Origin of the sequence: Arthrobacter sp. Bi83 (assembly GCF_918698095.1) — a bacterium.
Taxonomy (GTDB): Bacteria; Actinomycetota; Actinomycetes; order Actinomycetales; family Micrococcaceae; genus Arthrobacter.
The window spans coordinates 61,124-74,588 of the sequence record NZ_CAKKLY010000011.1 but is presented as its reverse complement, the minus strand read 5'-3'; the positions used below and the strand labels follow the sequence as shown (position 1 = coordinate 74,588).

13 protein-coding genes are annotated in these 13,465 nt (G+C 65.1%); 3 read left to right on the top strand and 10 right to left on the bottom strand.

The features are described 5' to 3' along the window. Positions 1-40 precede the first annotated feature (40 nt). From LQ144_RS07630 to LQ144_RS07615, 4 genes are read right to left on the bottom strand one after another with little or no spacing between them, the layout of a single operon-like run. Positions 41-1,075 (bottom strand): Gfo/Idh/MocA family oxidoreductase, encoded by a 1,035-nt coding sequence (locus tag LQ144_RS07630; RefSeq protein ID WP_230117973.1) that lies wholly within the window; start codon positions 1,073-1,075, stop codon positions 41-43. Between the two features lie 38 nt (positions 1,076-1,113). Next, positions 1,114-2,022 carry an ATP-binding cassette domain-containing protein gene (locus LQ144_RS07625; RefSeq protein ID WP_230117972.1) on the bottom strand — a complete coding sequence of 303 codons (909 nt, stop codon included), beginning with the start codon at positions 2,020-2,022 and terminating at the stop codon, positions 1,114-1,116. Between the two features lie 5 nt (positions 2,023-2,027). Then, positions 2,028-3,083 (bottom strand): ABC transporter permease, encoded by a 1,056-nt coding sequence (locus LQ144_RS07620; RefSeq protein WP_230117971.1) that lies wholly within the window; start codon positions 3,081-3,083, stop codon positions 2,028-2,030. A gap of 55 nt (positions 3,084-3,138) precedes the next feature. Continuing rightward, on the bottom strand, positions 3,139-4,134 hold the full coding sequence (locus tag LQ144_RS07615) for a substrate-binding domain-containing protein (protein WP_230117970.1): 996 nt from the start codon (positions 4,132-4,134) through the stop codon (positions 3,139-3,141). Between the two features lie 325 nt (positions 4,135-4,459). On the opposite strand from LQ144_RS07615, the gene LQ144_RS07610 reads away from it, so the two are divergent. Both LQ144_RS07610 and iolB read left to right on the top strand, forming a co-directional pair. After that, positions 4,460-5,200, top strand: a complete 741-nt coding sequence (locus tag LQ144_RS07610) for a GntR family transcriptional regulator (protein ID WP_230117969.1) — start codon at positions 4,460-4,462, stop codon at positions 5,198-5,200. 52 nt (positions 5,201-5,252) lie between these two features. Further along, positions 5,253-6,155: a 5-deoxy-glucuronate isomerase gene (iolB, locus tag LQ144_RS07605; RefSeq protein WP_230117968.1), complete on the top strand. Its 903-nt coding sequence runs from the start codon at positions 5,253-5,255 to the stop codon at positions 6,153-6,155. Between the two features lie 75 nt (positions 6,156-6,230). Here the strand turns inward: iolB and LQ144_RS07600 are convergent, their stop codons facing one another. Together LQ144_RS07600 and LQ144_RS07595 are read right to left on the bottom strand one after the other, a co-directional pair. Further along, positions 6,231-7,076 (bottom strand): aldo/keto reductase, encoded by an 846-nt coding sequence (locus tag LQ144_RS07600; RefSeq protein ID WP_230117967.1) that lies wholly within the window; start codon positions 7,074-7,076, stop codon positions 6,231-6,233. Between the two features lie 34 nt (positions 7,077-7,110). Beyond that, on the bottom strand, positions 7,111-8,376 hold the full coding sequence (locus tag LQ144_RS07595; RefSeq protein WP_230117966.1) for an MFS transporter: 1,266 nt from the start codon (positions 8,374-8,376) through the stop codon (positions 7,111-7,113). A 154-nt stretch (positions 8,377-8,530) separates the two neighbouring features. On the opposite strand from LQ144_RS07595, the gene LQ144_RS07590 reads away from it, so the two are divergent. Beyond that, a complete protein-coding gene (locus LQ144_RS07590; RefSeq protein WP_230117965.1) occupies positions 8,531-8,980 on the top strand; it encodes a MarR family transcriptional regulator in 450 nt (149 codons plus the stop codon). 77 nt (positions 8,981-9,057) lie between these two features. On the opposite strand, the gene LQ144_RS07585 is transcribed toward LQ144_RS07590, so the two are convergent. The 4 genes from LQ144_RS07585 to LQ144_RS07570 all read right to left on the bottom strand — a co-directional run bounded on the left by LQ144_RS07585 (position 9,058) and on the right by LQ144_RS07570 (position 13,416). Further along, positions 9,058-10,458 (bottom strand): sugar porter family MFS transporter, encoded by a 1,401-nt coding sequence (locus LQ144_RS07585; RefSeq protein ID WP_230117964.1) that lies wholly within the window; start codon positions 10,456-10,458, stop codon positions 9,058-9,060. Between the two features lie 29 nt (positions 10,459-10,487). Next, positions 10,488-11,363 carry a sugar phosphate isomerase/epimerase gene (locus tag LQ144_RS07580; protein ID WP_230117963.1) on the bottom strand — a complete coding sequence of 292 codons (876 nt, stop codon included), beginning with the start codon at positions 11,361-11,363 and terminating at the stop codon, positions 10,488-10,490. Positions 11,364-11,455: 92 nt separating this feature from the next. After that, positions 11,456-12,469 (bottom strand): Gfo/Idh/MocA family oxidoreductase, encoded by a 1,014-nt coding sequence (locus LQ144_RS07575; protein WP_230117962.1) that lies wholly within the window; start codon positions 12,467-12,469, stop codon positions 11,456-11,458. Positions 12,470-12,504: 35 nt separating this feature from the next. Beyond that, entirely contained in the window at positions 12,505-13,416 is a 912-nt protein-coding gene (locus LQ144_RS07570; protein WP_230117961.1) for a sugar phosphate isomerase/epimerase, read from the bottom strand. Positions 13,417-13,465: the final 49 nt, after the last annotated feature.

Below are 13,465 nucleotides of genomic sequence, written 5' to 3'. Positions count from 1 at the left end.
GGCACCACCCTGAGAAGCTCCGTCCAGGGAAGCTCCGCCCTTAGAGTGCCACGGCGGCAGCCAGCCGCACGGGCAGCCCGGTTTCGAGCGACTCTTGGGCGGCGTCAGCAACCCGGGAGGCCGCCACGGCGTCTTCCGGCGTGCAGGCGTTTTCCCGCCGGCCGAGCACCAGCTCCACGAAGGCCTCCACCTCGGAGCGGTAGGCCTGGTCGAAGCGCTCCGCGAAGGTTTTGTGGGAGGCTCCCGACGGGAACCCAATCCCGGCTTCCGCGGAGGTCACTGCTGATTTCTCGTCAAGGCCCACCATGAGGGAACCGGCCGAACCCTGGATTTCCAGGCGGACGTCGTGCCCGGCCCCGTTGTAGCGGGAGGCCCCTACGGAACCCAGCGTGCCGTCGTCGAACGTCACCACGGCAAGTGCGGTGTCCACGTCCCCCACTGCCCCGATGGCGGGGTCCCCGTTGTTGGAGCCCTTGGCATAGACCTCCATGATTTCCCGGCCGGTGAGCCAGCGCAGAATGTCAAAATCATGGACTGAGCAGTCGCGGAACAACCCGCCCGAGGTCGCCAGGAACTCCACGGGCGGCGGCGCCATGTCACAGGTGACGGCGCGCAGCGAGTGGATCCAGCCAAGCTCGCCTGCCTCGAAGGCGCGCTTGGCCTCGAGATAGCCGGCGTCGAACCGCCGCTGGTGCCCGATCTGGACGGTTCCCTGATTTGCCCGGATGTAGTCCAGGACGGGCAGCGAATCCGCCACGTTCATGGCTACCGGCTTCTCGCAGAACACCGGAATGCCGGCGTCCACGCCCGCCCTGATCAGCTCCGGGTGCGTGCCCGTGCCGGTGGCGATGACCAGGCCGTCGATCCCCGATCCGATCAGCTCCTCCACAGACGGCAGGAACTCCGCGCCCAGACCCAGGGCGATGGTGCGGGCGTGGTCCGCGGCAACATCCGTCAGCCTGAGCCGGACGTTGATCCCCTGCGGCTGCAGCACGCTGTTCAGCGACGCGATGTTGCCGGCGTGCATCACCCCGATGCGGCCGACGCCGACGAGCCCGAGCGTTATGTCCTTCATGCTTTCCTTTTGCTTGGTTGTCAGTCCGATTTCAGGGGTCATGCCGGCAGCTGGCTTGCGGTGCCGGCGACTTCGGCCTGGACTTCCTTGACGACGTCGCCGTGGCCGCCGAGCTGTTCGAGCTCGTGGGCGAGTTCGGCGAGTTCGGCGCCGCCGGCCATCTGGGCGGTGAGTTCGTCGAGGGTGATGTCCTTCTTGTCGTAGTAACCGATGGATTTGCCGCGCTTGAGAAGCAGGAACCGGTCCCCGACGGGGAAGGCATGGTGGGGGTTGTGGGTGATGAAGATGACGCCCAGTCCGCGGTCGCGGGCCTGCAGGATGTAGCGCAGGACGACGCCGGACTGCTTCACGCCCAGGGCGGCCGTCGGTTCGTCCAAGATCAGGACCTTGGCGCCGAAGTAGACGGCGCGTGCGATCGCGACGCACTGGCGTTCACCGCCGGAGAGCTGGCCGATGGGCTGCTCCACATCGCGCAGGTCGATGCCCATCTCGGCAAGTTCCTTTTTGGTGATGTCCTTCATCTTTTGAACGTCCAGGCTCTTGAACGGGCCAAAACCGGACGTCAGCTCGGAACCGAGGAAGAAGTTGCGCCAGATGGGCATCAGGGGAACGACGGCGAGGTCCTGGTAGACCGTGGCAATGCCGGCATCCAGCGCGTCCCTGGGAGAATCGAATTTCCGTTCCTCGCCCATGACGTGGAGCACGCCTTCGTCGTGCCGGTGCAGGCCTGCAATGATCTTGATCAGCGTTGACTTGCCGGCGCCGTTGTCACCCAGGACGCAGGTGACGCGGCCGTTGTCCACGGCCATGGTGACGTCGGTCAGGGCAACGATGTTGCCGTAGTGCTTGCCCACCTTCTCCAGCGAGAGCAGGTGCACCGGGGTGTGGGTGAGTGGATCTTTTTCGTCTTTGAGGAGCTGTTGCTGGTCGATCTGCTTGGCGTTCATGATATTCAGCCTTTACTTGAATCTGCGCGGCGCTTGACGATCAGGTTCACGATGGTGGCCAGGAGAAGCATCAGGCCCAGGAAGAACTTGAACCAGTCCGGGTTCCACTGGGCGTAGACGATGCCCTTGTTGGCCATGCCGAAAATAAAGGCGCCGATCGCGCCGCCCACGGCCGAACCATAGCCACCGGTGAGCAGGCAGCCGCCGATAACTGCGGCGATGATGTAGAGGAATTCGTTGCCCACGCCCTCGCCGGACTGGACGGCGTCAAACGCGAACAGGTTGTGCATGCCCAGGATCCAGCCGCAAAACCCGACCGCCATGAAGAGGCCGATCTTGGTCGCCTTGACGGGGACGCCGACGGCGCGGGCGGCGTTGGCGTCGCCGCCGACGGCGAAGATCCAGTTGCCGACCTTGGTGCGCAGCAGCACCCAGGACGCCACAGCAACCAGAGCGATCCAGATGAAGACGGTGTTCTTCACATCCACCCCGGCGATGTTCACCGACGAGGAGAAGACGGCCTGCGCTGACTCGTAGCCGTCCATGGTGGAGATGGACGGGGAGGACACTCCGCCGCCGATCAGGCGGGTCAGGCCCAGGTTCAGGCCGGTCAGCATCAGGAACGTGGCGAGGGTGACGATGAAGCTCGGGAGCTTGGTCTTCATGAGGATCCAGCCGTTGATGAAGCCGATGCTCAGCGACACCACCAGGGCCAGGATCACGCCGACCCAGACGTTCATGCTGAAGTACCAGCTAAACATCGACGCCGTCAGCGCTGAGCTGATGACCGCGACGCCCGTGGAAAGGTCGAACTCGCCGCCGATCATCAGCAACGAGACCCCCACCGCCATGATGCCGATGGTGGAACTGCCGTAGAGGACGGTGGCGAAGGCATTCGGTTGGATGAACGTCTGGGAAACGGCGGCAAAAAAGATAAAGAGGACGATCGCGCCGACGAGGGCGCCTACTTCCGGACGTCCGAGCAACTGTTGCAGAGGGTTGCGCTTTCCAACGCGTTCATCCACCACAGCTGGTTTTGTCATTGTCGGGGTCATGGTCATGATGATTCTCCTTGCTCCCTGGCCCGGCACTGGGCCGGGCCAGGCTGGCGGACTGTTAGCGGATGCCCTGCTCGGCGAACTTCAGGACGTCTGCGGCGTTGGATTTGTCGACGATGGCCGGACCGGTCAGCACCGACTGGCCGCCACCGAGCTTGAAGCCGCCGCGCTTGTTCTGCCACAACGCGTCAACGGCGCCGTAACCCTGCAGCCACGGCTGCTGGTCCACCGTGAACAGCACGCTGCCATCGACGATCTTCTGGGTAAGGTCGCGGTTGAGGTCGAAGCTGGCCACCTTGGCGGAACTTCCCGCGGTCGCGACGGACTTCAGGAGCGTCAGCGTGATCGGTGCGCCTAGGCCGATGATGACATCAGCATCCTTGGAGGCCTGCAGCTTGGCGGTCGCCGTGGACTCGACCGCCGTCATGTCAGCCCCGTTCACGTACAGGATCTCCGTCCCGGGCACCTTTGACTTCACGCCTTGACAGCGGGCTTCGAGGCCCACATGCCCCTGGGCCTGGATCACGCAGATCGGGTGCTTGAATCCCTCCCCTGCCAGCTTTTCTCCCACGGCCTGACCGGCCAGCTGCTCGTTGGAACCGAAGTGAGTGAAGGCACCGAGCTGCTTGGAGACGGATTCGCCGGCGTTGAGGCTGACGATGGGAATGCCTGCCTCGGCGGCCTTCTTCAGCGAGCCCTTCAGGGCGTCCGGCGTGGCCAGGGTGACGGCTATCCCATCCACCTTCTGGTCGACAGCCTGCTGGATTAACTGCGACTGCCGGCCGGCTTCCGGGTCACCGGTGTACAGCAGCTCCACGTTGTCTTTGGCCGCTGCTTCCTCCGCGCCCTTACGGACGGTGTCCCAGAACGTGTCGCCAGCGGGGGCGTGTGTGATCAGGGCAATTTTCATTCGGGGCGTCGATGCGACCTGGCCCGCGCCGCCTGCGCTGTTGGCTTCGGGGGCCCGTCCGCCCTGGCTGGAGCACGCGCTGAGAGCCAGCATGGGAACAACGGCGGCGAGGACGGCCGTCTTGCGCCACGAAAACTTGACCACGATAAATCTCCTTTGATTTGGGGGCTGGGACCGGCGCCAGGTTGCGGGGTCACCACGCCTTCTACACCGATCATCGTGATTCGGCTCACAGATGTCAATAGTTTGTCCTGACATTAGGATGTTTGTACCTAAAATTCCCAGGATCAGCCCCACTCCCGCCCCCAAATCGCACCGGGATGGGGGATCAGAGATATCCGCCGCGGGCCCTTGACCGGGGGCTTCTCGCTGCTATTATCAAAAAGGTAGTATGTCCTATCAAGCGAACATGCACCTGACATACGGGTTCCTGGACGCAGGACGGCCCGCAGCGCAAAGGGAGCACTCAATGGCGAACCAACTTCACCTCAGCATCGACAGATCGTCGCCGGTGCCCCTCTACCACCAGGTGGTGCAGGGCATCGAGGCTGCAATCCACACGGGGCTGCTAGAGCCAGGCAGCCGGCTGGAAAACGAAATCGACCTAGCCGCGCAACTGAACCTCTCCCGGCCCACCATGCGCAAGGCGATGGACGAACTGGTGCGCTCGGGGCTCCTCGTGCGGAAACGCGGAGTGGGCACCCAGGTGGTTTCGAGCCAGGTCCGGCGTCCCCTCGAACTTTCCAGCCTGTACGACGACCTCACTAACAACGGCAGCAAACCCACCACCGACGTGCTCACGTTCGCGCACATCGAGGCCGACGACGCCACGAGGCAGGCTCTGCATTTGCCGGCCGGCGCGAAGGTCTACCACTTCACCAGGCTGCGGAAGGTCGGTGGCAAACCGCTGGCCCTGATGGAGAACTGGGTCCGCGATGACATCACGCACATCGACGAGCAGTTGCTGGGGTCGCAGGGGCTCTACAGTATTTTGCGCAGCGGCGGGGTCAACTTCCGGCTCGCCACCCAGCGCATCGGCGCCATGGTGGCCAATGAATACCAGGCACCCCTCCTCGAGACTGAACCCGGCTCGGCGCTGGTCACCATGGAGCGTACCGCCGTGGACGACACGGGCCGGAACGTCGAGACGGGCCACCACGTCTACCGCGCTGATTCCTACAGTTTTGAAATGACACTGGTGCAGCGTTAGACGCCTTCAGCGCTGAAGCCTGACCGACTCACAATCTGAAAGAGAACAATCCATGGCCGACTGGGTATATCCGCTGGGCAGCGCAGCCGAAGGCTGCTGGGATGTTTCGCTGGGAACAGCGGACTCCGCACTCACCGTCGAAGGGTGGGCACACACCGGGCTGAAGGTGGCCACACTGGCCCCGGGCGCCGTCGTCGAACTCCCCGCCGCGGGTGAGGAACGGATCGTGGTTCCGCTGGGGGGGGCCTTCACAGTGTCGGTGGACGGCGAGAAGTACGAACTGGCCGGCCGGGCCGGCGTCTTCAGCGGCCCCAGTGATGTGCTGTATTCCGGTGCGGAGAAGGCGGTCTCGGTCACTTCGTCCGACGGCGGCCGGGTCGCCATCGCGACGGCACCCGCGAAAGTCCAGTACCCCACCCGTCTGATCGCGGCGGCCGAGACCCCGGTGGAGCTGCGCGGTGCCGGGAACTGCTCACGCCAGGTCCACAACTTCGGCACCCCCGCGGCGCTGGAGGCGGACCGTTTCATCGTGTGCGAGGTCATCACCCCCGCCGGCAACTGGTCCTCCTACCCTCCTCACAAGCACGACGAGGAGAAGGACGGTGAGACCCGCCTCGAGGAGATCTACTACTTCGAGACCAGGGTGGCAGATGTTCCGGGCGCATCCGGTCCAGGACCTGACGCGGACGCCATCGGATACCAGCGCGTCTATGCCTCGGACGAGCGCCCCATCGACGTCGCAGCCGAGGTCCGCACCGGCGATGTGGTCCTGGTTCCCTATGGCTGGCACGGCCCCGCCATGGCCGCGCCCGGCTACGACCTGTACTACCTCAATGTCATGGCCGGGCCGGGCCGGGTCCGCGACTGGCTCATCAGCGACGACCCCCACCATGGCTGGGTCCGCCAAAGCTGGGAAGGCCAGGACGTGGATCCTCGCCTGCCATTCGGCAGCTAGCGCCCGCCGCCTGGCCTTTGGGCGGCCACCGCCGGCGCAGTCCCACCGGCCGGCCAGCGCCTCGCGCCGGCCGACTCAGCCGTTGAACTCAGAGGGATGCGGCCCGGTCCGGCCGTCCCGTTCAAGGGCGTCGATGGCCGCCAGCTCGGTGTCCGTCAGCTCGAATCCGAACACATCGAGGTTTTCGCGGATCCGCGCCGGAGTGACCGACTTGGGGATGATGATGCGGCCTTGGTGAAGGTGCCAACGGAGGATCACCTGGGCGGGCGACACACCATGGGCCGCGGCGATGGCGGTGACGGACGGCTCCCCCAGCACGGCCCCCTGCGCGAGCGGACTCCACGCCTCCGTGGCCACGCCGTGGGCTTGGTTTGCCGCAGCGACGTCCCGCTGCTGGAGCGCCGGGTGCAGTTCCACCTGGTTGACGGCCGGTACTGTTCCGCCCAGACCAATGATTTTCTCCAGGTGCTGGGGCAGGAAGTTGGAGACGCCGATGGCTCTGACGCGGCCGTCTGACAGCAGCTTCTCAAGGGCCCGCCAGGACTCAAGGTAACCGGCCGTGGCCGGAGCCGGCCAGTGAATGAGGTAGAGGTCCAGGTAGTCGAGGCCCAACTTTGCCAGGCTCGACTCGTAGGCAGCGAGGGTGGCGTCGTAACCGTGGTCGGCCACCCACACCTTGGACGTGACGAACAGTTCGCCGCGCGGTATCCCCGACCCCGCCAGGGCGCGGCCGGTTCCGGCCTCGTTTCCGTAGATCGCGGCGGTATCGATGCTCCGGTAGCCGGCTGCGAGGGCCGCGCTGACCGCGTCGGTGGTCTCGTCGTCGGACACCTGGAAGACTCCGAAGCCGAGCTGCGGCATCTGGACGCCGTTGTTGAGCGTGACGGTAGGGATGGGCGTGGTGATCTGACTTGCATTCATGGAAGTTCTCTCTTGTTGTGGTGTTTTGCCAGGGTCAGCGGACTGCCGGAAGTGCAGGAGCGACGGCGCCGGACCCGACGGAATCTGCAGGAGCGTTGGTGGTGGACCCGACCGAATCTGCAGAAGCGTCGGTGGGACCAGGGTTTGGCGCGGAGTCGGGCGCCTTGGCCGCGGCGATGGCCATCACGGCCAGGCCCAGCATGGTGATGCCGGCGCCGGCCCAGATGGGCGAGGTGTAGCCGAGGCCGGCGGTGATGGTCACGCCGCCCAGCCAGGCGCCGAGGGCGTTGCCTACGTTAAACGCGCCGATGTTGGCGCCGGACGCGAGGGTGGGGGCGCCGTCGGCGTATTTCATGACCCGCATCTGGAGGCCCGGCACCGTGGCGAAGCCGAAGCCCCCCATCAGGACCATGGAGGCGATGGTCAGGACCTGGTTGCCGGCCGTTAGGGCGAAGGCCACAAGCACCACCACAAGCACCGACAGGACCACCAGCAGCGTGCGGTCCACATTGTGGTCGGCAGCCTTGCCGCCGAGCGTGTTGCCGATGAAGAGGCCAACGCCGAACACGATCAGGAGCCACGGGACTGTGGAGGCGGAAAATCCGGAGATCTTAGTCAGGGTGAAGGCGATGTAGGTGAAGGCGCCGAACATGCCGCCGTAACCAAGGATGGTCACCAGGATGGACAGCCAGACTTGGCCGGAGCGGAAGGCACGCAGTTCGCTGCGCAGGCCGCCGGGGGCTGTGTCACCGCTGCCGGTTCTGGGCACCAGTGCCAAGATGCCCGCGAGCGCCAGCACGCCGATTCCGGTGATGGCCCAGAACGTGGAGCGCCAGCCGGCAGCCTGGCCCAGCATGGTGCCGAAGGGCACGCCCAGTACGTTGGCCGCAGTGAGGCCTGTAAACATGATGGCGATAGCGCCGGCCTTCTTGGTGGGCGCCACCATGTCCGCGGCCACCACAGCACCGATGCCGAAGAAGGCGCCGTGCGCAAGGGCTGCCACAATGCGGCCGATCATCATCATCCCGTAGTCGGGCGCCGTGGCGGAGATGAGGTTGCCGGCAATGAACAGCACGAGCAGGGCGGCCAGCACTGGCTTGCGCTCGAACCGGGTCACCGCGGCGGTCAGTCCGAGTGCACCGACCACCACCGCCAGCGCGTAGCCGGAGATGAGCCAGCCGGCCGAGGCTTCGCTGACCTGGAAGTCGGCGGCCACTATGGGCAGCAGGCCCATGATGACGAACTCGGTGAGTCCGATGCCAAACCCGCCAAGGGCGAGGGCAATCAGGCCAATAGGCATGGGAGTGCTCCTTAGAAACTGTACGGAACGGGGTGGGGCGCGTACGCTAGTAGTTGCAGACGCGTTATTTATTGTTGCACAAGCAGATACCCCGCGCAAGCAATTATATATTTGGGCCTCCCCGTTTGGCGGCGAGGCTGGAGGAGGACAAACGATGGGCATCAAGGATGACGCCGTGGAAGTGCGCGCGCAGGGCTGGCGCACGCTGGCGGCACTGCACGGCCTGATCGAAGCGGAACTTGAACGCTCGCTGCAGGCGCACGCCCAGCTGTCAGTAGTGGAGTACACGGTGCTGGATGCGCTCAGCCGGCAGGACGGCTGGCACATGCGCATGCAGCAGCTGGCCCGCGCCACGGCCCTCAGCGCCAGCGCGACCACCCGGCTGGTCAACAGGCTGGAGGACCGCGGGCTGCTGACGCGCATCCTGTGTGCCGACGACCGCCGCGGAATCTACACGGAGCTGACCGCCAACGGCATCAAGTTGCTGGAGGAGGCCCGTCCGGTCCACGACGCAGCGCTGGAGCGGACCTTGGCCGAAGCCCAGGAGGTCCCCGAGCTGGCTCCGCTGGTGGACGTCCTCCCCCGGTTGCACGCCAGCGTCTAGGGGCGCGACCCGGAACAAGCACAAAGCCCCGCCCCGCATCTGATGCGGGGCGGGGCTTCGTTGGCTGTCCGGCGGACTTACTTTGCAGGGACCTGCTTAAAGTAGTGCTCCAGGTCCTCGAGGCTCTTGCCCCGGGTTTCCGGCACCACGCGCTTCACCCAGACGATGGCGGCCAGCTGGATGACGACGAAGCCGAAGAACGTAGCTGAAACGCCGATCCCGGCGACCATCTGCGGGAAGAAGAAGCCGATCAGGAAGTTGATCATCCACAGCACGAAGACGCAGATGCCCATACCGATCCCGCGGACGTGCAGCGGGAAGATCTCGGACATTGTCAGCCACGTGACCGTGCCGATGCAGGACTGCATGGACGCCAGGAACGTCACCATGAACAGCAGCACGAGGTAGCCGCGGAACGTGCCTTCCGGGATCAGCATCGAAATCAGGCCGATGGCCAGCAGCGAGGACGCCGTTCCGCCCAAGCCCACAATCAGCATGGACTTCCGGGCCACGCGCGTCATCAGGGACATGCCGACGATGACGGCGACCACGGAGGTGACGCCGTTAACGACGTTTGCGAGCAAGGCGCCTTGGTCCCCGAAACCGGAGCTGGAGAGGATGGAGGTGCCGTAGTACATGATGGCGTTGACGCCGCTGATCTGGTTGATGATGGCCATGCCCAGGCCCACCAGGAAAATCCGCCGGATCCAGGGCACGGTGAGGTCCCGGAAGGTTCCAAGCTTGGATTGGTAGTCCTCCCTGGCGGCCTGGCGCACCTCATCGAACTCGGTTGAAATGTCCCCCGACGCGCGGGTCTTCCGCAGCACGCCCAGGACCTCGCCGAAGCGTCCTGCCGAGGCCAGCCAGCGCGGGCTCTCAGGCAGCACCAGCATTCCGAACCACAGCACCACGGCCGGCAGCGTGGCGATCACGAGCATCCACCGCCATACGTGAGAGGCGTCCGGGAAGGCATTGCCCAGCACGGCGTTGAACGTGAACGCCAGGAACTGGCCTGTGACAATCATCAGCTCGTTCTGGGTGACGATCCGCCCGCGTTGGGCCGCCGGCGACATTTCCGCCAAGTACACGGGGACGATCACGGATGCCCCGCCGACCGCCAGGCCAAGGAGCGTGCGGGCGGCGATGAGGAGTTCCGTCGTGGGCGCAAAGGAACAGGCGACGGTGGCCACGGCGAAGATCAGGGCGAGCCCCATGATGGACCTGCGCCGGCCGAAACGGTCCGACAGCCGGCCGGCCGTGATGGCGCCGAACGCAGCGCCGAACAGCAGGGTGGACGTGACCAGCCCTTCCGTCAGCGGCGTCAGCCCGAGGTCGCGCTGCATGAAGGGCAGCGCACCGTTGATGACGCCGGTGTCGTAGCCGAACAGCAGCCCGCCAAAGGTGGAGAACAGGGCAACCCGCCGCAAGAACCCCTTGGGATTGGCGGCGGCGGCCCGTACCGGGGTTTCTGTGGTCACAGAGCTCGCGTGGGTGTCTTCCCGTTGCCTCATACGCTGACCTTCTGCACGTACTGCTTCATCGTCTCCAGCTGGAACCGCGAAACGTCCGCCGCGTTGTCGTCCTCGGCAAAGACGCTGGAGACCATCACGGTGTCGTCGCGGTCCAGGAAGCCGATTTCGTGCAGGCCGCCGAAGAACTCGTCCCAGTTGACGTCGCCGTCGCCGATCTTCAGGTGCTGGTGCACGCGCACGGGATTGCCGGGCGGGTTGGTGATGTACCGCAGGCCGTGCGAAGCGTGGTGGTCCATGGTGTCGGCGACGTGGACCAGGCGGAGCTTGTCCCCCGCGGCGCGCATGATATCCAGGGGTGCGTTCTTCATGTGGAAGCTGTGCGAGGCCACGTAGACCAGGCCGACGTTCTTGGAGTTCAGGCCGCGGATGACTCGGATGGCGGCAAGTCCCTCTTCGACGAAGTCGTCCGGGTGCGGATCGATCAGCAGGTCGATGCCTTCGCGTTCGATGATCGGCAGGAGCTCTTCCATGGAGCGGTAGAAGGCCCGCTCTGATTCTTCGGCCTTTTCGGGGCGGCCGCTGAATTCGGTGTTCATGGTGCTGACGCCAAGGTCCACGGTGATCTGGATGGCTCGCTTCCAGTAGCGGACGGCTGCCTCGCGCGCGTCCTCGTCCGGACCTGACCAGCGGAGCACAGGCAGGACGGAGGCGATCTCGATCCCGGCGTCCCTGCAGGCCTTGTTGAGCTGGCCCACCAGTTCGTTGTCCGCCTTCGGGTGGTTGTAGAACGGGATGAAGTCGGCGTGCGGGGTCATCTGCATGTACTTGTAGCCGAGGTCCGCCACCGCCCGGGGGAATTCGAGCAGGCTGTGCGAGTGGTGGAACGGGGTGGGATCTAGCGCGATTTTCACGTGGAACACTCCATTGTGGATCAGTCAGGTTGTGCATGGGGCTGGAACGAAGGGGAAGGGGCAGGCCACAGGCCCGCCCCTTCCCCTTCTTCCTAGCTGTAAAGGGCAGGCTTGGCGTTCAGCTTTACGGCGACCTTTTCGCCGTTCTTCTGCGCTTCAACGCCGGCTTCGCAGCAGGCTGCGGTGGCGTAGCCGTCCCAGGCGGTGGGGCCGCCGATTTCGCCGCGGCGTGCCGCGTCCACCCATGACTGGATTTCGACGTCGTATGCCGCACCGAAGCGCTCCTCGAAACCGGGCGCGACGTTGCCGCCCCAGCGGCCTGCGCTGCGCGTGTAGGGTCCCTTGTCGCCCCCGATGCTAACGATGCCGTCTTCGAAGGAGGCCTGGGTGGCCACTTCATAGCCAAACTTGGCGTTGACGTAGATCTCGACGTCGGCCAGGACACCGGACTCGGTCTCGATCAGCACATGCTGCGGGTCGTGCTGGCCGGCCGGGGCGTTTTTCGTGGCCTTGCCCAGGCGCACCTGCACGCTGGTGATTTCCTCGCCGGTGAAGAACCGGATGGCGTCAAATTCGTGCACCACGGAATCGTTGATCAGCATCTCGTTGGTGAAGCCGGCCGGAGTGGTGGGGTTGCGGTGCTGGTGGTGCAGCATCAGCAGTTCGCCCAGTTCGTGGTCCCGGATGACCTGCCCCAGGGCGGCGTATTCGGCGTCGAAGCGTCGCATGAAGCCCACCTGGATGCGTTTGCGGCCCAGCTTTTCCTCGGCCTGGACGATCTTCCAGGAGGACTCGGCATCCGGCGTCAGCGGCTTTTCGCACAGGATGGGGATGTCCTTGGCGATCGCTTTCAGCAGGATGTCCTCGTGAAGGAAGCCCGGAGTGGCGATCAGCACGGCGTTGACGTCGCCGTTGTTGAGGGCCTCCTCGGCATCGGCCAGGGCTACTGCGCCCGGGATGCCTTCGATGGCTGCCTGCGCACGGGCGAGATCGACGTCGACGACGGCGGCAACTTCGGCACCGTGGATGCGCGTGCTGAGGCGCTGGATGTGGTCCGCGCCCATGCGGCCGGCGCCGATAACGGCGACGCGAAGGGTTTCAGTCATTGTCATTTCCTTACGTTTCGGGTGCCAGGCGGCGGTTAGTTGACGGCCGTGCGGGAGCCGCAGGAGAGGAGGTAGTTCCGGGTGCGCTTGGCGATCGGCATGGGAACGTCGAAGGCTACCGGGTACATGTCCTGTTCCACGATGCCGAAGATGGGCCGGTTCAGGGCCTCCACAGCTTCGATGACGGCGCGCAGGTCCGGCAGCCCGTTGGGCGGCTCGGTCATCACGCCGGCCAGGTTGGCGGCTGCCCAGGTCATGTTTTCCTCGTTGACCTTTTTGAGGATGTCCGGGTTGATCTGCTTCAGGTGCAGGTAGCCGATGCGGTCCGGGTAGTTCTTGATGAGCTCAAGGCTGGAGGCTCCGCAGTATTCGGCGTGGCCGGTGTCCAGGCACAAGTTCAGGTATTTCGGGTCCGTGGCGGCCAGCAGGGTCTCGATGTCCTCCTGGGCCCCGACGTGGGAATCGGCGTGCGAATGGAACTGCTGCTTGAGGCCGAAGTCCTCCAGCAGGGTCTTGCCCAGGCGGTTGTGGCCGCTGAACAGGTCGCTCCAAGCCTTCTCGGTGAGTTCGCCGCTTTCAACGGCTTCCCCGGTGACGTCGTCGCGCCACATGGCCGGGATGACCACGATGTGCTCGCCGCCCATCGCGGCCGTGAGCTCCGCGACCTTGCGGGCAGGTTCCCAGGCGGTCTCCCACTGGTCCAGCCCGCGGTGGAACGCCGTGAAGACCGTTCCGGCGGTGACCTTCAGGTCGCGCTGCTTAAGCTCCTCGGCCAGCCGGGTGGGGTCGCTGGGCAGGTAGCCGTAGGGGCCAAGTTCGATCCACTTGTAGCCGGATTCGGCCACTTCGTCGAGGAACCGCTCCCAAGGGGTCTGCTTGGGGTCATCCGCGAACCAGACACCCCAGGAGTCCGGCGCGGTGCCGATGATCAGTTTGTTCTCAGTCATTGTGCGTTCCTTCTCATCGATTGCTCCGCAGGTGCCGTTTTGGACGCTC